The organism is Paraburkholderia sp. GAS199 (assembly GCF_050436585.1).
GTDB lineage: Bacteria > Pseudomonadota > Gammaproteobacteria > Burkholderiales > Burkholderiaceae > Paraburkholderia.
This window is the reverse complement of record NZ_JBNDMM010000007.1, coordinates 428,298-450,176: the sequence shown is the minus strand read 5'-3', so window position 1 is coordinate 450,176 and position 21,879 is coordinate 428,298. Positions and strand designations below refer to the sequence as shown.

General features: G+C 61.8%; 18 protein-coding genes. 5 read left to right on the top strand and 13 right to left on the bottom strand.

Annotated elements, in window-relative coordinates; genetic code table 11:
* Positions 1–14: 14 nt before the first annotated feature.
* From hscB to P3T18_RS26425, 7 genes are all read right to left on the bottom strand, one after another.
* The gene (gene hscB, locus P3T18_RS26455) at positions 15–542 is read right to left on the bottom strand and encodes a Fe-S protein assembly co-chaperone HscB (protein ID WP_429302901.1); all 528 of its coding nucleotides are present in this window, start codon (positions 540–542) and stop codon (positions 15–17) included.
* 171 nt (positions 543–713) lie between these two features.
* Complete coding sequence (gene iscA, locus P3T18_RS26450) at positions 714–1,037, bottom strand: iron-sulfur cluster assembly protein IscA (RefSeq protein WP_028199494.1); 324 nt, start codon at positions 1,035–1,037, stop codon at positions 714–716.
* A gap of 137 nt (positions 1,038–1,174) precedes the next feature.
* On the bottom strand, positions 1,175–1,588 hold the full coding sequence (gene iscU, locus P3T18_RS26445; protein ID WP_429302900.1) for a Fe-S cluster assembly scaffold IscU: 414 nt from the start codon (positions 1,586–1,588) through the stop codon (positions 1,175–1,177).
* Positions 1,589–1,659: 71 nt separating this feature from the next.
* A complete protein-coding gene (locus tag P3T18_RS26440) occupies positions 1,660–2,883 on the bottom strand; it encodes an IscS subfamily cysteine desulfurase (protein WP_429302899.1) in 1,224 nt (407 codons plus the stop codon).
* Positions 2,884–2,960: 77 nt separating this feature from the next.
* The gene (gene iscR, locus P3T18_RS26435) at positions 2,961–3,491 is read right to left on the bottom strand and encodes a Fe-S cluster assembly transcriptional regulator IscR (protein WP_429302898.1); all 531 of its coding nucleotides are present in this window, start codon (positions 3,489–3,491) and stop codon (positions 2,961–2,963) included.
* A 152-nt stretch (positions 3,492–3,643) separates the two neighbouring features.
* On the bottom strand, positions 3,644–4,141 hold the full coding sequence (locus tag P3T18_RS26430; RefSeq protein WP_429302897.1) for a low molecular weight protein-tyrosine-phosphatase: 498 nt from the start codon (positions 4,139–4,141) through the stop codon (positions 3,644–3,646).
* Positions 4,142–4,245: 104 nt separating this feature from the next.
* Positions 4,246–4,485 (bottom strand): hypothetical protein, encoded by a 240-nt coding sequence (locus tag P3T18_RS26425; protein WP_429302896.1) that lies wholly within the window; start codon positions 4,483–4,485, stop codon positions 4,246–4,248.
* Positions 4,486–4,777: 292 nt separating this feature from the next.
* Here P3T18_RS26425 and P3T18_RS26420 point away from each other — a divergent pair, with 292 nt between their 5' ends.
* Positions 4,778–5,317, top strand: a complete 540-nt coding sequence (locus P3T18_RS26420) for a hypothetical protein (RefSeq protein ID WP_429302895.1) — start codon at positions 4,778–4,780, stop codon at positions 5,315–5,317.
* Between the two features lie 128 nt (positions 5,318–5,445).
* Here P3T18_RS26420 and P3T18_RS26415 read toward each other — a convergent pair whose 3' ends face one another.
* Complete coding sequence (locus tag P3T18_RS26415) at positions 5,446–6,861, bottom strand: lactate utilization protein B (RefSeq protein WP_429302894.1); 1,416 nt, start codon at positions 6,859–6,861, stop codon at positions 5,446–5,448.
* A gap of 135 nt (positions 6,862–6,996) precedes the next feature.
* On the bottom strand, positions 6,997–7,719 hold the full coding sequence (locus P3T18_RS26410) for a (Fe-S)-binding protein (protein WP_429302893.1): 723 nt from the start codon (positions 7,717–7,719) through the stop codon (positions 6,997–6,999).
* A gap of 179 nt (positions 7,720–7,898) precedes the next feature.
* On the opposite strand from P3T18_RS26410, the gene P3T18_RS26405 reads away from it, so the two are divergent.
* Positions 7,899–8,705, top strand: coding sequence for an IclR family transcriptional regulator (locus tag P3T18_RS26405; RefSeq protein WP_429302892.1), 807 nt, complete (start codon positions 7,899–7,901; stop codon positions 8,703–8,705).
* 110 nt (positions 8,706–8,815) lie between these two features.
* On the opposite strand, the gene pbpG is transcribed toward P3T18_RS26405, so the two are convergent.
* Positions 8,816–9,994 carry a D-alanyl-D-alanine endopeptidase gene (gene pbpG / locus P3T18_RS26400; protein WP_429302891.1) on the bottom strand — a complete coding sequence of 393 codons (1,179 nt, stop codon included), beginning with the start codon at positions 9,992–9,994 and terminating at the stop codon, positions 8,816–8,818.
* A gap of 779 nt (positions 9,995–10,773) precedes the next feature.
* Between pbpG and P3T18_RS26395 the strand changes: the two genes are divergently transcribed.
* On the top strand, positions 10,774–11,346 hold the full coding sequence (locus P3T18_RS26395; RefSeq protein ID WP_429302890.1) for a phasin family protein: 573 nt from the start codon (positions 10,774–10,776) through the stop codon (positions 11,344–11,346).
* A 351-nt stretch (positions 11,347–11,697) separates the two neighbouring features.
* On the opposite strand, the gene lpdA is transcribed toward P3T18_RS26395, so the two are convergent.
* The 3 genes from lpdA to aceE form a co-directional block, all read right to left on the bottom strand.
* Positions 11,698–13,491, bottom strand: a complete 1,794-nt coding sequence (gene lpdA / locus P3T18_RS26390; protein WP_429302889.1) for a dihydrolipoyl dehydrogenase — start codon at positions 13,489–13,491, stop codon at positions 11,698–11,700.
* Positions 13,492–13,642: 151 nt separating this feature from the next.
* Complete coding sequence (aceF, locus tag P3T18_RS26385; protein ID WP_429302888.1) at positions 13,643–15,313, bottom strand: dihydrolipoyllysine-residue acetyltransferase; 1,671 nt, start codon at positions 15,311–15,313, stop codon at positions 13,643–13,645.
* 86 nt (positions 15,314–15,399) lie between these two features.
* Positions 15,400–18,096, bottom strand: coding sequence for a pyruvate dehydrogenase (acetyl-transferring), homodimeric type (gene aceE, locus P3T18_RS26380; RefSeq protein ID WP_429302887.1), 2,697 nt, complete (start codon positions 18,094–18,096; stop codon positions 15,400–15,402).
* 275 nt (positions 18,097–18,371) lie between these two features.
* Between aceE and fixL the strand changes: the two genes are divergently transcribed.
* Both fixL and fixJ read left to right on the top strand, forming a co-directional pair.
* On the top strand, positions 18,372–20,888 hold the full coding sequence (gene fixL / locus P3T18_RS26375; RefSeq protein ID WP_429303001.1) for an oxygen sensor histidine kinase FixL: 2,517 nt from the start codon (positions 18,372–18,374) through the stop codon (positions 20,886–20,888).
* Entirely contained in the window at positions 20,885–21,532 is a 648-nt protein-coding gene (gene fixJ, locus P3T18_RS26370) for an oxygen response regulator transcription factor FixJ (protein ID WP_429302886.1), read from the top strand. Before fixL ends, fixJ begins: the two co-directional genes overlap by 4 nt.
* Positions 21,533–21,879 lie beyond the last annotated feature (347 nt).

The window sequence follows — 21,879 nt, the reverse complement described above, 5'->3', positions numbered from 1 at the left end:
TGGCAGTTGCAGCGTCAGTTCTCGAGACGCTCGATCTGCGTGCCGATTTCGGACGCGACCCGCTCGATGAACATCAACTGCCGCACGGCCTCGCCCGCCGCCTGATTCGCGCCGCTGTCGAGCAGCGCGCCGAGCTTGTCGAAACGCATGCGCTCTTCGTCGCGCAATTCCGCGAGCAAGGCGTCGAGCGCGTCGACGTTTTTCGCCGCAGCCGCGTCTTCGATACCTTCGCGCCATTCCATCTGCTGCATGAGGAACGCCGGCTCCATGGCCGTATTGTTCTCGGCGCCGACATCGACGCCGCGCAATTGCAGCAGATAGGTCGCGCGCCTGAGCGGATCGCGCAAGGTCTGATACGCCTCGTTGGTGCGCGTGGCCCATTGCATGGCGATGCGCTTCTGCGCGTCTCCGGCGGCCGCGAAGCGATCGGGATGCACCTGCGCCTGAACCGTGCGGTAGGCGTGATCGAGCGCCGACGCGTCGAGCGCGAATTGTGCGGGCAGATCGAACAGGTCGAAGTGGCTGTCGTTCAGCGAGGCCATCAGATAGCAGAATTCCGTTCAGAAAGCGCACCGGAGTGCAGGCAAAAAACTGGGTTCGCAGGCAGCGCAAGCGCGGCAAAAAAAAACGGCGGCCATGCTGCGATTTCGCGGGGCAAACTAAAAAGGCGGCACGCGCCGCCTTTGATCCGCTACTCGCGGAAATCAACCGGATTACACCCGGAACGATTCGCCGCAGCCGCACTCGTCTTTCACGTTCGGATTATTGAACTTGAAGCCTTCGTTCAATCCTTCGCGCGCGAAGTCGAGTTCCGTGCCGTCGATATACGCGAGGCTCTTCGGGTCGACAATGATCTTCACGCCGTTGCAGTCGAACACTTCGTCTTCGGGCGCGAGTTCATCCACGTACTCGAGCTTGTAGGCCAAACCCGAGCAGCCGGTCGTGCGCACGCCCACGCGCAGGCCGACGCCTTTACCGCGACGAGTCAGATACTTCTGGACGTGCTGTGCTGCCTTTTCGGTCAACGTAATTGCCATAGCATTTCTCATTGCGCGACGCGTGCCGGTTATCTACCCGACCATCACACGCCGCGACCCTGCCTGCATCAAATATCGTCTGGGCCGGACAGTGCGTGCCGCTCGTGCACTATCCGCTCCGCTTCACTCCAGCGCGCTTACGCGTGCTGCTTATCGCCTTCGGCCACGGCTTCGCCATGACGCTGCTTGTAGTCCGCAACCGCTGCCTTGATCGCGTCTTCCGCGAGAATCGAGCAGTGGATCTTGACCGGCGGCAGCGCCAGTTCTTCGGCGATCTGCGTGTTCTTGATGGACATGGCCTGATCGAGCGTCTTGCCCTTCACCCATTCGGTGACGAGCGAGCTCGACGCGATAGCCGAACCGCAGCCGTACGTCTTGAACTTCGCGTCTTCGATGATGCCGTCCGCACCCACGCGGATCTGCAATTTCATCACGTCGCCGCATGCCGGCGCGCCGACCATGCCGGTGCCGACCGCGTCGTCGTCTTTCGCGAAGGAACCGACGTTGCGCGGGTTTTCGTAATGGTCCAGAACCTTGTCGCTATAAGCCATGATTACACTCCTTGATCCGTTTCAACCTGCAATTAGCCATTCGATGAATTCGATTTTTCCAGACCGGCGCGTCAGTGCGCTGCCCACTGGATAGTCGAAATATCGATTCCGTCCTTGTGCATTTCCCACAGCGGCGACAGATCGCGCAGCTTCGAAATCTTGTTCTTCAGCAGGTTGATGACGTAATCGACATCCTGCTCCGTCGTGAAACGGCCAACCGTGAAGCGGATCGAGCTGTGCGCGAGTTCGTCGTTACGGCCCAAGGCGCGCAACACGTACGACGGTTCCAGCGAAGCCGACGTGCAAGCCGAGCCCGACGACACGGCCACGTCCTTCACCGCCATGATCAGCGATTCGCCTTCGACGAAATTGAAGCTGATGTTCAGGTTGTGCGGCACACGCTTTTCCATGTCGCCGTTCACATACACTTCTTCCATCTCCGACAGCCCCTTCAGCAGGCGGTCGCGCAGCATGCGGATGCGTTCGTTTTCCGTCGCCATCTCTTCGCGTGCGATACGGAACGCTTCGCCCATGCCGACGATCTGGTGCGTAGCCAGCGTGCCCGAACGCATGCCGCGCTCGTGACCGCCGCCGTGCATCTGCGCTTCGATGCGGATGCGCGGCTTGCGACGCACGTACAGCGCGCCGATGCCCTTCGGGCCATACGTCTTGTGCGCCGAGAACGACATCAGGTCGACCTTCAGCTTTTGCAGGTCGATCGCGATCTTGCCGGTGGCTTGCGCCGCGTCGACGTGGAAAACGATGCCCTTCTCACGCGTGATCTCGCCGATGGCTTCGATGTCCTGAATCACGCCGATTTCGTTGTTCACCGACATGACCGACACCAGAATCGTGTCCGGACGCAAGGCGGCCTTGAACTTGTCGAGGTCGATCAGGCCGTCGTCCTTGACGTCCAGATAGGTGACTTCGAAGCCCTCGCGCTCGAGTTCGCGGCAGGTGTCGAGCACGGCCTTGTGCTCGGTCTTCACCGTGATGATGTGCTTGCCCTTGCTCTTATAGAAGTGCGCGGCGCCCTTGATGGCCAAGTTGTCCGACTCGGTAGCGCCCGACGTCCAGATGATTTCGCGCGGATCGGCATTCACCAGCGCGGCGACGTTCTCACGCGCTTCTTCGACTGCACGCTCCGCGTCCCAGCCATACGAGTGGCTACGCGATGCGGGGTTGCCGAACTGCTCGCGCAGATACGGAATCATCTTGTCCACCACGCGCGGATCGATCGGGGTCGTCGCGCTGTAGTCCATATAGATGGGCAGATGGAGAGTGTCGTTATTCATCAATTGCTCCGGGGACGTCATGTGCTCTGGCTTCTGGATTCGTGTGCTGCTCTGGCGGGCTGCGTTGCTGCCTCGCCTTACGAACCGGCCATGTTGAAAACTGAATTCGGCCCTTTCGGCGTGGCGCGTACCGGCTCGACCGGCGGCGCCTCGTTGCGCCTGTCGCGTAGAACGGCCGGCGTGCCTTCGCGCGAACGCTGCTGATCGACCAGATCTTTCAGGGAGACCGAATCGAGGTACTCGACCATCTTCTGGTTCAGCGTGGACCACAGTTCGTGCGTCATGCAATGGCCGTTGTGCTGCTTGGTGCCTTCGCACGTGCCTTTGCCGCCGCATTGGGTCGCGTCGAGCGGTTCGTCGACGGCGATGATGATGTCGGCCACGGTGACGTCCTCGGCGCGACGCGCGAGATTGTAGCCACCGCCCGGTCCGCGCACGGACTCGACGATTTCATGACGACGCAGCTTGCCAAACAGCTGTTCGAGGTAGGACAGGGAGATATGTTGGCGCTGGCTGATACCCGCAAGCGTCACCGGGCCCTGCTCCTGGCGCAACGCCAGGTCAATCATCGCCGTGACGGCGAAACGGCCTTTCGTGGTGAGTCTCATATGTGTGGGACCTGCAATTCTCGACAAGTTTTGTCAAGTATAAATACATGAGTGAATTAGTCAAGTATCCCTGCTGCAATTTGGGTCATTTGCTTAATTGCTGGATACCCCGCGCGGCCTTGACTGGCGGGCCGCCGCGGCGTTTCCGATGCTCAGGCGATCAACTGGGGACGAAGCGCCGCGATGAGCCCGCGGCACGCTGCTTCACATTGATCGAGCACCTGTTCGAACCCTTCCGCGCCGCCGAAATATGGATCGACGACTTCCCGCACGCCGCCCCAGCGGCTATCCGATTCGGCGACGAACTCCATCAGCAGACGGATCTTGTCGCGCTGATCGGGCGGACATACCTGACGCAACGCGGCGACGTTTTTGTCGTCCATTGCGATGAGCAGGTCGAAGCGCTCGAAATCGGCGGCGGCAATCTGCCGTCCACGCAAGGCGGACAACTCATAGCCGCGCTGACGCGACGCCAGCTGCGCGCGCTCGTCCGGCGGTTCACCGACGTGCCAGTCGCCCGTTCCCGCCGAGTCGACCAGAATGCGCTCCGCCAGCCGCGCCTCGCCGACGAGGTGACGCATCACGCCTTCCGCTGTCGGCGAGCGGCAGATGTTCCCGAGGCACACGAAGCAGATGGACACCGTTTTCATCAGAGGCCTTCGGGACAAAAAACCTGCACAAACCAGCAGTGGGTAAGAGTTGCCGCGATTATACAAAGCTGCGCCAAATCGCGCCGGACGCTTCGCCTATGGTTTTAGGACGCTTCCGCGAGCGGCGTCGCTACTGCGCTACGCATCGGCTTGGCCGGGAGCGTTGTTGCGTTGTCAACCAGGCCGTACGAGACGGCGCGCGCGAGTTCAGCCGTCAACTGATCGGCGGCGAGCGGGGCTTGCGAAGCGCGCGCAACGACGTCGCGGCTGATGTGCAGATAGGCTGCCGCGGCAAGCGGCACAACGATGGCCAGCGGCCAGTACATCGATATTGTCTTTTTCATGATGTGGATTCTTCCGATTGGGGGCTCATGAGCTCATGACCCACTATGCCCAATCGAAATCTTATAGAATTTCTCAATCGGGGAAAACCCACCCATTTGAGATACAGCGTTGCTCCAAACGGAACAGTGAGTTGTCGGCTGTGTGACACGAACGAAGCGCTGCCTCGCGGCGCCACACACATATATGGCCGAAGCACTGAAAATAAATGCTTACAAACACATACAAAGCCTTTGAGACTGTTTGGGATAATTACTGTCTTACAAACATTAACGTCCGCAACCGGTCCACTCAATGAAACGCTTCGCTCCACTTGTCGGCCTCGCCATCGCTGCCCTTCTCGGCGGCTGTGCTGTCTATCCGGACGGAACGCCGATGTACGGCAACGGCTATGGCGGCGGGTACGACGGCTACGAGGGCTACCCGGCCGGCGTTCCAGTTGCACCGCCGCAAGCCAATGTTTATATGGGATTTGGCGGCTATTCCGGACCGGGATACTACGATGGCCCGAATCGCTACTACGGCCCCGGACCCGGCTATCGCGGAAACCCCGGCTACAACCGCGACCGCAACGACAACGGGAATCACGGCGGCGGTTATCACGGTCAGCCTAATGGCGGCGGTCCGAACGGAGGTCCGCCGCGTGGATCGGCAGGCGGTCCCGGTGGACCTGGGGGCCCTGGCGGTGCGCGACCCGGTGGTGGCGCAGGCGGTCCGCCGCCGGCCCCGCCGCCCCAGGCGAATGGTGGAAACGGCGGCGGTCGTGGCAATGGCGGCGGGAACGTGCAGCGCGGCATCCCCGGCAAGCAGTCCGGTGGCCCGACGGAGCACTGAGTTTACCGATGACGCCGGCTGAAAAGTCGGCGTTGAGCGCAGGGCGCGTGAGATCGGCCCGTAAGCGTTGATCGGGAGCAAAGCGGAGCAACTCCGCCGCTCCGCTTTTTGCCGGTATATCCCGCTACCTAGCCAATATGGCTGCGCTGCGCCGCGTACAACTCGCGGAAAGTGCGGCCGACTGGCGCCGGCATGTCGCGTGTATTGGTCCAGCCCGCTCCCGCCAGCGGCAGCTTCGCGATAGAGCGATTTCGACCGCCCATGCGCTCGAGCACGCGAACCGCGAGCTTGGTGAAAAGCGCGTAGGCATCCGGATGCAGCGCCAGAAATCCCCAGACGGCAAGGCCGACACGCTCACCCCAAGGCCGCAGACGGCGCTCAACCTGCTTCTCGCGCAGCTTGCGCAGCAGATCGGATAACGGGATACCCACCGGACAGACGCTATTGCATTCGCCGCACAAGGTCGCGGCCTGCGGCAAATCCAGCGCCTTGTCGATCCCGACATAACTCGGCGTCAATACCGAACCCATCGGCCCCGGATAGACCCAGCCATACGCATGGCCGCCGACCTTCTGATAGACCGGGCAGTGATTCATGCACGCGCCACAGCGGATACAACGCAGCATCTCCTGGAAATCACCGCCGATCAGCCCAGTGCGCCCGCCGTCGACCAGCACGACATACATATGCTCCGGGCCGTCCTGATCGCCGGGCTGGCGCGGCCCGGTCAGCACCGAAAAATAATTCGACGTCGCCTGCCCCGTTGCCGAGCGCGGCAGCAGACGCATCGCGGTGGCGAGATCTTCCAGCGTCGGCAACACTTTCTCTATTCCCGTGACGGCCACGTGCACACGCGGCATCACCGTACACATGCCTTCGTTGCCTTCGTTCGTCACCAGTGCGACCGAACCGGTTTCGGCCACCAGAAAATTGCCGCCGGTCACGCCCATGTCGGCGGTCATGAAATGCGGACGCAAGACCTCGCGCGCTTCGCGGGTCATGTCGGTGATCTCGGTAAGGCGCGGCGTGCCGTGCGTCGCCGCGAACAGGTCGGCGATCTCGTCCTTATCCTTGTGCACAACCGGCGCGATGATATGGCTGGGCGGTTCGTTGCCGTTGATCTGCAATATATATTCGCCGAGGTCCGTCTCGATGGACTGCACGCCCATCTGGCCCAGCACCTCGTTCAGTCGCATTTCCTCGGTGACCATCGACTTCGTCTTGATCACTTTTTTGACTTCGTGGCGCCGCGCGATATCGCCGATCAGGCGAGCCGCCTCCTGCGTCGTTTCGGCGAACAGCACGGTGACACCGCGACGCGTGGCCTCGCGCTCGAACGTTTCGAGCCAGACGTCGAGGTTTTCCAGCGCCCGGTTGCGGCGCTCCTTGAGCGCGGCGCGCGTGGCGGGAAAGTCGATCGCGGTGATGGCCGCGGCGCGAGCCGACACGAATTTGGTCGAAAGCTTGGTCAGGTTTTGCTGCAGACGCTGGTCGGCGAGTTTTTGACCCGCGCGCGCCTTGAATTGCATGGTTTGAACTTGCATGACGGCCTTGTGCTATTCGATGAAATTCGCGCCCCGTGACACGGATTAGCGACGGCGCAAAGTTAGCTCATGGAGCGCAACGATGCGAACGGTACGAACGCAACGCATTGCGCGCATTGAGAAGCGGCAGCGGCTTCAGACGTCGCCCGCCAACACCTGGGCAATGTGCAAAACACGCGTGGACGTGTCGCCCGTGCGCCGCAATCGGCCCTCGATATTCAGCATGCAGCCGAGATCGCCGAGCACGACGGCGCCCGCTCCGCTCGCACTGATATTCGCGCATTTTTCATCGACGATTGCCGTCGAAATGTCGCCGTACTTGACCGCGAACGTGCCGCCGAAGCCGCAGCAATGTTCGCAGTCTTTCATCTCCGTCACTGCGACGCCCACCTGCTCCAGCAGCGCGCGCGGCTGGGTCTTGACGCCGAGTTCGCGCAATCCGGAGCACGAATCGTGGTACGTCACCTGCCCCTTGAACTCGCCCGGCTGCAATTGCACCTTCGCCACGTTGACGAGAAAGTCGGTCAACTCGAAGACCTTGGCGCGCAGCCGGCCGAAGCGCCCCATCATCTCGGGGTCGTCGGCGAAAAGGTCGCCGTAATGCGTGCGGATCATGCCGCCGCACGAACCCGAAGGCACCACGATGTAGTCGAACTGCTCGAATTCGCGCAGCGTTTTCTCTGCCAGATCGCGCGCAATGCGACGCTCGCCCGAGTTGTACGCGGGTTGGCCGCAGCAGGTTTGCGCCGGCGGCACCATGACCTCGAAACCGGCGCCTTCGATCAGCTTGATGACCGAGAATCCAATTTCGGGACGCATCAGGTCGATCAGACAGGTAACGAACAATCCGACTCGCATGAGCCCTCCTTCGGGAAAACGTCCCTGATTATCCGCTGTTTGCCGAACAATACCAACGGCCAGAAGGCATAGGACGAACTGCGCGTTAAATTGGAATAGGCCTTCCAACCGCTTCCCATCTTTTCACAATACGGGATACAATCAATTTCCGCTGTTTGACGCGTCAACCGATTCTGCCCATGAGCGATACGAACCCGGATCCCAAAACGTCGATCCAGGTGATCGAACGCATGATGCGCCTGCTCGATGCACTCGCGGCGCACAGCGACCCGGTCAGCCTGAAAGAACTCGCCATCCGCACGGAGTTGCATCCGTCCACCGCGCACCGCATCCTGAACGACATGGTGATGTGCCGGCTGGTCGATCGCTCCGATCCAGGCACTTACCGGCTCGGCATGCGACTGCTCGAACTGGGCAATCTGGTCAAGGCGCGGCTGTCGGTGCGCGACGCGGCGCTCACGCCGATGCGCGAACTGCATCGGCAAACCGGCCAGACGGTGAATCTGTCGGTGCGTCAGGGCGACGAAATCGTCTATATCGAACGCGCTTATTCCGAGCGCTCCGGCATGCAGGTGGTGCGTGCCATCGGCGGGCGTGCTCCGCTGCATCTGACGTCGGTGGGCAAGCTGTTTCTCGCCGCCGACGAATCGACCCGCGTGCGTGCCTACGCAACGCGCACCGGCTTGTCGGGCCACACTCAGAACAGCATTACCGATCTGACCAAGCTGGAGCGCGAGTTGTCGCACGTGCGCCAGCAGGCCTGCGCGCGCGATAACGAAGAACTGGAACTGGGCGTGCGTTGCATTGCGGCCGGCATTTACGACGACACCGGCAAGCTGGTCGCAGGTCTCTCGCTGTCGGCTCCGGCCGACCGATTGCAAGACTCGTGGCTCGGTCAACTCAGCCAGACGGCCCTGATGATTTCCGAATCGCTCGGCTTCCGCCCGCAAACGCCGCATGAACATGCGCGCTCGCAGCACGCCTGAACATCCATTGAGCCACTGCCATGGGCAATAAAAAAAGCCTCGCGAAAGCGAGGCTTTTTTGTTTCGCCGACCGATCCGCAGATCGGCCAACTCAAGCTTATGAGCTACCTTCAGGTGCCCGCACCGCCGGCGTCCGCGCTCGTGATGCGCTGCTGATCGCCACCGTTATCGATCCACGTGCGCAAACGCGTGGCATCGGCAAAACGCGAGTACTTGCCCGACGAATCGAGCAACACCATGATCATCGGACGGCCATGAATGGTCGCCTGCATCACCAGGCACTCGCCTGCTTCGTTGATGAAGCCGGTCTTCTGCAGACCGATGTCCCACGTCGGGTTGCGTACCAGCGCGTTCGTGCTGTTATACGCGAGCGAACGCTTGCCGGTGTACACCTCATAGCTGTGATCGGTCGAGAACTTGCGGATCAGCGGATACTGATACGCCGCGTTGACCATCTTGACCAGGTCGCGCGCGCTCGAGACGTTCTGGCTCGTCAAACCCGTCGGGTTTTCGAAGTGCGTGTCGGTCATGCCGAGTTGCTTGGCCTTCGCGTTCATGGCCGCGAGGAAGGCCGGACGGCCCCCCGGGAAATAACGCGACAACGCGGCAGCCGCGCGGTTTTCCGACGCCATTAGCGCGATGTGCAACATGTCTTCACGCGAGAGCACCGAGCCGACCGACAGGCGCGAGCCCGTGTTCTTCTCGTAATCGCGGTCTTCGTCCGTGACTTCGATCTGGTCGGTCATGGGCTCTTTCGAGTCCAGCACGACCATCGACGTCATGAGCTTGGTGATCGACGCGATAGGCACCACTGCGCGCGAGTTCTTGTCGAACAGCGACTCGCCCGTGTTCTGGTCGATCACGTAAGCGACGCTCGAGCGCAGCATGAGCGCGTCGGGCGTTTCATGCAGACCGAAGGCCTGACCGACCGAAGGCTGACGCGGTTCGTACGCGACGCGACGGACCACCGAATGATGGCGTCCGTTCGACGTGTACGTCACGCGCTTGCGCTTGGCGCGCGGCGCGCTGTCGTCCGCGGCGGCGGCTTTTACGGTTGCAGCCTTACCTGCTTTCGACTTGCTCGACACTTTGTCGGTGCTCGCCGCGGCAGGCTTTTTGGCCGCTTTCGCGTGTTTGGAGGTTTTTGCATTTGCGGCGGGGGCGGCGGCAAAAGCGCTGCCAGGCGTGGCAAACGCCGCTGCGATGACCATGGAGGCGGCCACCGACAGAGCGGTGCTGCGGGCCGCGCCGTGGATCACTTTTAGCGACGAAAACATGTCGGTTTTCATGGGTGTTCGGTAGGGAGCGGCGAGAGGTTTCCGCAAGTGTAGTAAAACAACGAAAAATTAGCAATTTGAAGCACTTATAAGCGCTCCTTAAACCGGCTTGTAAGCTCCGATCGCAAAAACACGAATAAGTGCCGCGCTTCGATCGAAAAAAACGATCGCCGGCGCGCTTCGTCCCGCCTCTGCCGTCGGATGGTGTAAGGATCCAGCTCAGTCCTTCCAGCTTAACGGCAAATTCGAGACAACCTTGATCAGGGGAAATACGGTCAGAGTGCAGGCCTGGTACGGCTTCGCCTGCGCATCGAGGTGTCATCGGAAGATTCGCGGCGGACTCTTAAGCACCTGCTGCGATTTGCCAACGCGCATTCGACTGACCTAGCGCATTAACGTTCCGTGACACTTTCCGGTTTACACGCCTATCGACGATTGCGAAGATTCGCACTCGCGCGGGCGCAGCGTGACATCCGCGCGACATTCTACGCATAGTTGAAAAGCGCCGCAGGAGCGGCAAAAACTGCCGTTCTGTCGCGCACCGGCACGGTGCAGCGGTTAATTTGACCTGCGTCATAAAGGCGTCATGCTCAGCGCATAAGGCTTTGTTTTATCAGCGTTTTCTTAATATTGTGCATCGCACAAAAAGCACTTGACATTCGCTGCGGCCATCCTAAAATGGGAACCATTGCTGCGATGCACCAAACATTGCAGCCCGGCAGGACGATCAGCGTTCTGCCACCAACCCAATGCGGTCCGCACAGACAGACCGCTATCCAGGAGCGTAAACCATGACTCTGCTGACCCCTGAGCAATTCGCTGCAGCCCAGAAAGCCAACTTCGACACCCTGTTCGGCCTGACGACCAAAGCATTTGAAGGCGTCGAAAAGCTGGTTGAGCTGAATCTGCAAGTCGTCAAATCGACGCTCGCCGAAAGCCAGGAAAACGCACAACGCGCACTCTCCGTGAAGGACGCGCAAGAACTGCTGGCACTGCAAGCAAGCCTCGCGCAGCCGGTGGCTGAGAAGGCGCTGTCGTATGGCCGTCACGTGTACGAAATCGTCTCCGCTACGCAAGGCGAATTCACCCGCGTCGCTGAAGCGCAATTCGAAGAGCAGAACCGCAAGGTCCAGTCGCTCGTCGAAAACGTCGCGAAGAACGCACCGGCTGGTTCGGAAACCGCAGTTGCCGTGATGAAGTCGGCTATCACCGCCGCCAACACCACGTACGAAACGGTCCACAAGGCAACCAAGCAAGCTGTCGAAATCGCAGAAAGCAACTTCAATGCAGCCGCTACGGCCGCGTCGAAGGCCGCTTCGCAAGCTGCAGCGCAAGCATCGCGCTCGGCCAAGAAGGCAGTCTAAGCTTTACGCATCACATAGCGCCGGCCCCGCTACTCGCGGCGCCGGCGTTCTCGCAAGCAACAGCGTCGTGCCGTTGCCGCTCAAACGGTTTGAATTGGCCGAACGCTCCGATACGTGAAGAACGTATCGTTTGCCCGGCGAAGCGGCCGGGATTTTTTTTGGCGCTGACCGACATGCGTTTCGCATGTTCCAACGCGACGAAATACAACGCCCGGCTTTGAGCAGCATCAATCGCTTGACGTACTGCCCTGCCGCGAGACAAAAAAACGGCGCGCCCCGCAAAGGGCGCGCCGTTTTTTATTTGCAGCGTCTTGCATCGGCAACCCGCGCGCCAGCACGCGGGCTCTTTGCTTACTTCTTTTTCTGCGGCGGCAGATCCGTACAAACGCCTTCATACAACTCGGCGGCCATACCGATCGATTCGCCGAGCGTCGGATGCGGATGGATCGTCTTACCGATATCCGTCGCGTCCGCGCCCATCTCGACGGCGAGACACACTTCGCTGATCAGGTCGCCCGCATTCAGACCGACGATACCGCCGCCGATCACGCGATGCGTTTCCTCGTCGAACAGCAGCTTCGTGAAGCCTTCGTCGCGGCCGTTGGCGATCGCGCGGCCCGAAGCGGCCCACGGGAACACCGCCTTGCCGTACTTGATGCCCGCAGCCTTGAGCTGGTCTTCCGTCTTGCCGGCCCACGCCACTTCCGGATCGGTGTATGCCACCGACGGAATCTGGATCGCGTCGAAGTACGCCTTCTCGCCGTGAGCCGCTTCGGCGGCAACGTGACCTTCATGCACGGCCTTGTGCGCGAGCATCGGCTGACCGACGATGTCGCCGATCGCGAAGATGTGCGGCACGTTGGTGCGCATCTGCTTGTCCACGTCGATGAAGCCGCGATCCGTCACGGCAACGCCGGCCTTGTCCGCGCCGATCTTCTTGCCGTTCGGCGTACGGCCGACCGCCACCAGCACGAGATCGTAGCGCTGCGCTTCGGCCGGCGCCTTCTCGCCTTCGAACGACACGTAGATGCCGTCGTCTTTCGCTTCGGCCGCAGTGGTCTTGGTCTTCAGCATGACGTTCGCAAAACGCTTGCTGTTGTACTTCTCCCAGACCTTGACCAGATCGCGGTCCGCGCCGGCCATCAGGCCGTCGAGCATTTCGACCACGTCGATCTTCGCGCCGAGCGTGGCATAAACTGTCGCCATTTCCAGCCCGATGATGCCGCCGCCGATCACGAGCATGCGTTGCGGAATCTGACGCAGTTCGAGCGCGCCGGTCGAATCGACCACACGTGGATCTTCCGGAATGAACGGCAGCTTCACCGCTTCCGAGCCCGCGGCGATGATCGCCTGCTTGAACCTGACGACCTTCTTGCCGCCTTCGGTTTGCACTTCCATGTGGTTCGGGTCGACGAACGAGCCGTTACCCGTCACCACTTCGACCTTGCGCATCTTCGCCATGCCGGCGAGACCGCCGGTGAGCTTCTTGACGACGCCCGACTTGAAGTCACGCAGCTTGTCGAGATCGATCTGCGGCTTGCCGAACGTGATGCCGTGCGCGCCGAGCGCTTCGGCTTCGTCCATCACCAGCGCGGTGTGCAGCAGCGCCTTCGACGGAATGCAGCCCACGTTCAGACACACGCCGCCGAGCGTCGCGTAACGCTCCACCAGCACCGTCTTCATGCCGAGGTCGGCCGAGCGGAATGCTGCCGAATAACCGCCGGGACCCGAACCGAGCACGAGCATGTCGCATTCGATATCCGCCGTGCCGGAGAAACTGCCGGCTTGCGGCGCGGGCGCGGCGGCCTTCGGTGCCGCTGCAGCCGGCTGGGCCTGCGCCGGAGCGGGCGCTTTCTCAGGTTCTTTGGCCGGCGCTTTCGGTGCGTCTTTCGCCGGCGCCGCTTCTGCGGACGTTTCGACGAGCGCGATCACCGTGCCTTGCGAGACCTTGTCGCCGGCCTTGACGCGCACTTCCTTGACCGTACCGGCGGTGTCGCTCGGCACTTCGATGGACGCCTTGTCCGACTCGAGCGTCATCAACGCCTGCTCGTTCTCGATGACGTCGCCCGGTTTGATGTTGACTTCGATGACATCGACGTCCTTGAAGTCACCGATGTCCGGCACTTTTACTTCGACGAGACTCATTAGTGTCCCCTTCTCTTATTGATCGTGATGAAGCGAACGCGCTTCACGTCGGCCCGAGGCCTCGCGGCGACGCTAACGGACCGGCGTGAAAGCGGGTTCTACCGAAGGGCGCCGGTCACGGACAGCAACCGGCGCCCCGCGCCACATCACATCAAAGAATCACACGCCGGAAATCGGCAAGAATCGCACCCAGATACGCATTGAAGCGTGCCGCCGCGGCACCGTCGATGACGCGATGGTCATACGACAGCGACAACGGCAGGATCAGACGCGGAACGAACTGCTTGCCGTCCCAAACCGGCTTCATCGCACCGCGCGACAAACCGAGAATGGCCACTTCCGGCGCGTTGATGATCGGCGTGAAATTCGTGCCGCCGATGCCGCCCAACGACGAAATCGAGAAGCAGCCGCCTTGCATCTGGTCCGGCTTCAGCTTGCCGTCGCGCGCCGCCTTCGACAGTTCGGTCATTTCCTTCGCGATGTCGATCAAGCCTTTCTTGTCGGCGTCGCGAATCACCGGAACGACCAGCCCGTTCGGCGTATCGGCCGCGAAGCCGATATGGAAATACTGCTTGAACACGAGGTTGTCGCCGTCGAGGCTCGCGTTGAACGTCGGGAATTGCTTCAGGGCAGCCACGACTGCCTTGATGACGAACGCCAGCATCGTGACTTTCACGCCGGCCTTTTCGTTTTCCTTGTTCAACTGCACGCGCAGCGCTTCGAGGTCGGTGATGTCCGCTTCGTCGTTGTTCGTGACGTGCGGGATCATGACCCAGTTGCGATGCAGATTCGCGCCCGAAATCTTCTTGATGCGCGACAGCGGCTTGGCGTCGACCGGACCGAACTTGGTGAAGTCGACCTTCGGCCACGGCAGCAGATTCAGCTCGCCACCACCCGCCGCCGCTCCGCCCGCTGCAGCCGCACCTGCCGGCGCAGCACGCTGACCCGTCATGACGCCCTTGATGAAGGCGGTCACGTCGGCTTGCGTAATACGGCCCTTCGGACCCGTGCCCTGCACCTGCGTCACGTCGACGCCGAGTTCGCGCGCGAACTTGCGTACCGACGGCGAAGCGTGGCTCGCGTGACGCGCGCCGCCTTCACCCGCCGGAATCGACGGAGCCTGCGCCAGCGCGGACGGCTGAGCCGGAGCCGGCGACGGCGCAGCAGGCGCATCCGACGGCTTCTCGACCGGCTGCTTCGCAGCAGCGGGTGCCGGCGCAGGCGCGGCCGCGCCGCCTTCCGCTTCCAGCACGACGATCACCGAGCCTTCCGACACGTTATCGCCAACCTTGACCTTCACTTCCTTGACGACGCCGGCGGCCGAGCTCGGCACGTCCATGGTCGCCTTGTCCGATTCGAGCGTCACGAGCGACTGCTCTTTCTCGACGCGATCGCCGACCTTCACCGAGACTTCGATCACGGGAATGTCTTTGTAATCGCCGATGTCCGGCACTTTGACTTCCTGCAGACCGCCGCCTGCAGCCGGAGCCGCAGCGGGCGCGGGCGCAGCAGCAGGTGCCGGCGCAGCAGCCGGAGCCGGTGCCGGTGCGGCAGCAGGTGCCGGAGCAGCCGCACCGCCTTCAGCCGCTTCCAGCACGACGATCAACACGCCTTCCGACACGTTGTCGCCGACCTTGACCTTCACTTCCTTGACCACGCCGGCTGCCGAACTCGGCACGTCCATGGTCGCCTTGTCGGATTCCAGCGTAACGAGCGATTGCTCTTTCTCGACGGTATCACCCGCCTTCACCAGCACCTCGATCACAGGGATGTCCTTGTAATCGCCGATGTCCGGCACCTTGACTTCGATCGCTTGACTCATTGTTAGTGTCTCCTGGGCCGCGCACGCAGCCTGCCCCTGTCGATCAGGGGCAAGCGCGCACGCCGTGGCACACGGGGAATGATGCCTTAGACGGTCATCGGGTTGGGTTTGGCGGGATCAAGGTTGTACTTCTTGAGCGCCTCGGCGACGACCTTGCGTTCGATCGTGCCTTCGTCTGCCAGTGCATTCAACGCGGCAACCGTGACCCAGTAGCGGTCGACTTCGAAGAAGTGACGCAGCTTTTCGCGCGTGTCCGAACGGCCATAACCGTCCGTGCCCAGCACGACGAACTTCTGCGGCACGAATGCGCGAATCTGCTCGGTCAGCGCGCGCACGTAGTCGGTCGAAGCGATGACCGGACCTTGCGCGTCTTTCAGCAGCTTCTCGACGTGCGAGATTTTCTTCTCTTCGGTCGGATGCAGCAGGTTATAACGCTGCACTTCGTGACCTTCGCGAGCCAGTTCGGTGAAGCTCGGCACGCTCCACAGATCGGCGGCGACGCCCCAGTCGTTCTTCAGCAGATCGGCGGCGGCAATCACTTCGTTGAAGATCGTGCCCGCGCCCATCAGCTGAACGCGCGGCGCCTTGGCGTCGGCTTCGGCCTTACGGAACGCGTACATGCCCTTGATGATGTCGGCAGCCACGGCATCGCCCTGCGGAATCGCGGGGTGCTCGTAGTTTTCGTTCATCACGGTGATGTAGTAATACACGTCTTCCTGATCCGCGACCATGCGGCGCAGGCCGTCCTGCATGATGACGGCGAGTTCGTAACCGAACGTCGGGTCGTAGCTGATGCAGTTCGGCACCGAAGCCGCCCACAGCAGCGAGTGGCCGTCTTCGTGTTGCAGACCTTCGCCGTTCAGCGTCGTGCGGCCCGCGGTGCCGCCCAGCAGGAAGCCGCGCGAACGCATGTCGCCCGCTGCCCATGCCAGGTCGCCGATACGCTGGAAGCCGAACATCGAGTAGAAGATGTAGAACGGGATCATGATCTCGCCGTGCGTCGAATACGACGTCGCGGCTGCGATCCAGTCGGCCATGCCGCCGGCTTCGTTGATGCCTTCCTGCAGGATCTGACCGGTTTCCGACTCGCGGTAGAACATCAGCTGGTCGGAGTCTTCCGGCACGTACTTCTGGCCTTGCTGATTCCAGATACCGATCTGGCGGAAAAGGCCTTCCATACCGAAGGTACGCGACTCGTCCGGCACGATCGGGACGATGCGCTTACCGAGCGCCTTGTCTTTCAGCAGGATGTTGAGAATCCGCACGAACGCCATCGTCGTGGAGATTTCGCGGCCTTCGCCCGTGCCCTTCAGCAGCGGCTCGAATGCCGACAGTTCCGGCACCGGCAGCGAGTCGGCCTTCTGGCGACGCGCCGGCAGATAGCCGCCGAGATCCTGACGGCGAGCACGCATGTACTCGAGTTCCTTCGAGCCTTCTTCGAACGTCAGGTACGGCACGTCGACGATCTGCTCGTCGGTGATCGGCAGACGGAACTGGTCGCGGAATTTCTTCAGCTGCTCCACCTGCATCTTCTTCTGCTGGTGGGTGATGTTCATCGCCTGGCCGGCTTCGCCCATGCCGTAGCCCTTGATCGTCTTCGCGAGAATGACGGTCGGCTGGCCCTGCGAATTCGACGCTTCCGTGAACGCTGCGTAGATCTTGTGCGGATCGTGACCGCCGCGATTCAGATTCCAGATGTCCTCATCGGACCATTCGGCAACCAGCGCCTTCAGTTCCGGCGTGTTGAAGAAGTGTTCGCGAACATACGCGCCCGACTCCGACTTGTACGTCTGGTATTCGCCGTCGACGACTTCCATCATGCGGCGCATCAGCGCGCCCGACTTGTCGCGCTGGAACAGCGCATCCCAGCGGCTGCCCCAGATCACCTTGATGACGTTCCAGCCGGCACCGCGAAACTCGCTTTCGAGTTCCTGGATGATCTTGCCGTTGCCGCGCACCGGGCCGTCGAGACGTTGCAGGTTGCAGTTGATCACGAACACCAGGTTGTCGAGGCGTTCGCGGCCGGCCATGCCGATCGCGCCGAGCGATTCCGGTTCATCCGTTTCGCCGTCGCCGAGGAAGGCCCAGACCTTGCGGCCGTCGGTCTTCGCGATGCCGCGCGCCTGCATGTACTTCATGAAGCGTGCCTGGTAGATCGCCATGATCGGGCCGAGACCCATCGACACGGTCGGGAACTGCCAGAAGTCCGGCATCAGCCACGGATGCGGATACGACGAGATGCCCTCGCCGCCCACTTCCTGACGGAAGTTGTCGAGTTGCTTGTCGGTCAGACGGCCGAGCAGGAATGCGCGCGAGTAGACGCCCGGCGACGAGTGGCCCTGCACGAAAATCAGATCGCCGCCGTGTTCGGCGGACGGCGCGTGCCAGAAGTGGTTGTAGCCGACGTCATACAGCGTGGCAGCCGACGCGAACGACGCGATGTGGCCGCCGACGTTGGTTTCCTTGCCGGCGCGCAACACCATCGCCATGGCGTTCCAGCGCGTGTACGAACGGATGCGGTGCTCGATGTCCTGGTCGCCGGGGTTCTTCGCCTGGCGCGCAACCGGAATCGTGTTGATGTACGGAGTATTTGCCGAGAACGGCAGGTGTTCGCCGTGGACGCGTGCGAACTCGATCTGTTTTTCGATCAGGTAGTGGGCGCGGTCGGGGCCCACAGCAGAAATCACGCCATCCAGTGCTTCCAGCCATTCGCCGGTTTCCTGGGGGTCGTCATCTTTTTCAGCGGCGACATATTTCATGACTTCGTCGGGTACAGCGGACATGCTCGTCTCCTGGATATAGAGGAACGCTCTTTGAACAGACGACGCGGACGAAGCACGGCCGCGGCAGCTTCGGCCGATTGTAAAAGGGGTCCCGACGTCCGCGCAACAAAATTTTCGAATTACGAGATCGCTTCTCATAATGCGGAAAATTGTTGCGGCGCAACCTGATTTGACTGCCGATCGACGGATACGTCGGCTAGTTTGCGCCGAATAATGGTACTTTCAGCGCTTTTTTGCGCCATTTGCTAGCGACACGCTGCGCTACAATGCCACGCATGTTGACCGAACGGCTTTTCGCACGCTCGGCGCGCACCGCCGGGTCTCCGGCGGATTCGACGCCGTCCTCCCGCTGGCACCACGGACCGTGGTGGTCGAACTCCTATTTGCTCACGCCGCTCCTGTCGATCCTCGTGTTTCTGGTCGTCATGAGCCTGATTCTGTGGAGTCTGAACCGGCGCGAACAGCAGCAGCAGGAAGACACGCTCTATCGCAACGTGGCGTGGGCGCAGCAGCAGATCCGGCTCTCCATGACCGGCGCGCAGGAACAGATCCAGGCGCTCGCGCGCGACCTCGTCGCCGGTCACTCCGACCCGCATTCGTTCCAGGTGTCTACCACGGACATCATGCAGGGGCATCCCGAAATCCTCTACATGAACTGGTACACCAGCGCGCAGCAACCGCGCTGGCCCAATACCGCGCTGCCCGTGTTCGGACAGCGTCTCGCCAAACCGAACGACGCGCAGATGGACGAGGCGGTCAAGGCCGCGTTCACCGAAGCCCGCAACACGCGCCGCCAGGTGTATTCGCCGCTCATCTACGACGACCTCGGCAACGGCTACATCACGCTGCAAACGCCGGTCTACCGCGACCGCGACTTCCTCGGCACGATCGCCGCCGTGTTTTCGGTCGAAGGCATCCTCAAGCACGACATCCCGCCCGAGCTCTCGGCGAAATACAAAATCTCCATCATCGACGTGAACAACCGCGAGTTGACCACCACGTCGACCCGCCCGCGCCTGCCGCGCGACATGTTCTACGACCTGCCGCTCGATCCGCCGGGTCAAGGCGTCTCGGTACGCGTCTACGCGTTCCCGCAGATGACCAACTTCACCAACAACACGCTCGTCTGGCTGGTGGCCGGCCTGTCGTGCTTCGTGCTGTGGAGTTTGTGGAGCCTGTGGAAACACACCCGTCAGCGCTTCGAGGCGCAGCAGGCGCTGTACGCGGAAGCCTTCTTCCGCCGCGCCATGGAAAACTCGGTGCTGATCGGCATGCGCGTGCTCGACATGCACGGCCGCATCACCCACGTGAATCCGGCTTTTTGCCGCATGACCGGCTGGGACGAAAGCGATCTCGTCGGCAAGAACGCGCCGTTCGCCTACTGGCCGCGCGATGCGTATCCCGAGATGCAGCGCCAGCTCGACATGACCTTGCGCGGCAAGGCGCCCTCCTCGGGCTTCGAACTGCGCGTGCGGCGCAAGGACGGCTCGCTGTTCCACGCGCGCCTCTACGTCTCGCCGCTGATCGACAGCTCGGGCCGTCAGACCGGCTGGATGTCGTCCATGACCGACATCACGGAACCGAAACGCGCGCGCGAGGAACTCGCCGCCGCGCACGAACGCTTCACCACGGTGCTGGAAAGTCTGGACGCCGCCGTCTCCGTGCTGGCCGCCGACGAAGCCGAACTGCTGTTCGCCAACCGCTACTACCGTCATCTGTTCGGGATTCGTCCGGACGGTCATCTGGAATTGGCGGGCGGCGGGTTCGATAGCGCACAGGCGTCGTCGGATTCGATCGATATGGTGGATACCTACGCGGGGCTGCCCGCCGCCGCCCTGACCGAAAGCACGGCCGACGCGCAGGAAATCTACGTGCAAAGCATCCAGAAATGGTTCGAAGTGCGCCGCCAGTACATCCAGTGGGTGGACGGCCACCTCGCGCAGATGCAGATCGCCACCGACATCACCACGCGCAAGCAGGCGCAGGAACTGTCGCGCCAGCAGGACGAGAAACTGCAGTTCACCAGCCGTCTCATGACGATGGGCGAAATGGCCTCGTCGCTCGCTCACGAACTGAACCAGCCGCTCGCCGCGATCAATAACTATTGCTCCGGAACTGTCGCACTGGTTAAATCCGGACGGACGACGCCTGACAATCTGCTGCCGGTGCTGGAAAAGACCGCGCAACAGGCCGTGCGGGCGGGCATGATCATCAAGCGTATCCGCGAGTTCGTGAAGCGCAGCGAGCCGAAGCGGCAAGCCACCCGTGTCGCCGACATCGTCGCCGACGCGGTGGGTCTCGCCGAACTCGAAGCGCGCAAGCGTCGCATTCGCATCGTGACGGATCTGCGCTCGCGGCTGCCGGTGATCTACGTCGATCCGGTTCTGATCGAGCAGGTGCTGGTGAACCTGCTGAAGAACGCGGCCGAAGCCATGGCCGAAGCGCGACCCAATGCAGTCGACCCGGTAATCCGCGTGGTCGTGCGGCTGGAAAGCGGCTTTGTCTGCATCAGCGTCGTCGACCAGGGGCCGGGTGTCGACGAAGCGACAGCGGAGCGGCTGTTCGAACCGTTTTACAGCACCAAGTCCGATGGCATGGGCATGGGGCTGAATATTTGCCGTTCGATTATCGAATCGCACCGCGGCCGTCTGTGGGTGGTGAACAACGTCGAATCCGACGGCCACATCACGGGCGCCACGTTCCATTGCAGTCTGCCTATTGGAGAGCCTGACGGCCCGAGCAACGGCGGGTCAGAGGCGCCGACAACACAAACCGTTACGGGAGAGATATGAACAGCCCAGTCACCACACAGGAAACTGTCTTCGTTGTCGACGACGACGAGGCCGTGCGAGATTCGCTGCGCTGGCTGCTGGAGGCGAACGGCTACCGCGTGCAATGCTTCTCCAGCGCCGAGCAGTTCATCGACGCCTGGCAGCCGCATCAGCATCCGGGCCAGATCGCGTGTCTGATTCTCGATGTGCGGATGTCCGGCATGAGCGGGCTCGAGTTGCAGGAACGCCTGATCGCCGACAACACGTCGCTGCCGATCATCTTCGTGACGGGTCACGGCGACGTGCCGATGGCGGTGTCCACGATGAAAAAAGGCGCCATGGACTTCATCGAAAAGCCGTTCGACGAAGCCGAACTGCGCCGTCTGGTCGAGCGCATGCTCGACAAAGCTCGCAGCGAAAGCACCAGCGTGCAGCAGCAACGCGCCGCCGCCGAGCGTCTGGGCAAGCTGACCGCGCGTGAGCATCAGGTGCTCGAGCGCATCATCGCCGGCCGCCTGAACAAGCAGATTGCCGACGACCTCGGCATCAGCATCAAGACGGTCGAAGCGCACCGCGCGAACATCATGGAAAAGCTCAACGTCAACACGGTCGCCGATCTGCTGCGACTGGCGCTGTCGAACAAGCCGCAACAACCGGCGCAATAAGCAGCGCCGAGGCAATCCGCGCCGCAGTCCTCACGGCGGCGCGCGTCACAGGCGGCTCCTGCCGCCGCTCCACACCGAGCGACACGGCCGGACTCGAACGAAGTCCGGCCTGCTGCGCCCGTCTCGTCGCACAGTCAGCACGTCTCACCCACTCCGCATACTCATCGCGCATCACGCATCGCAACAACGTGACAACGGCGCGCGTGTGACAGGTCGCGCGGTTTCAAACGGCAGCGGTATGCATTGAGCGCAAACGTAATGTTTTGTCCGACATGATTGACAAGCCACGCTTCGCCCCCTAATTTAGACAGAACTCCTTAACAGGAATCGCGAATGCGCGAAGCTCG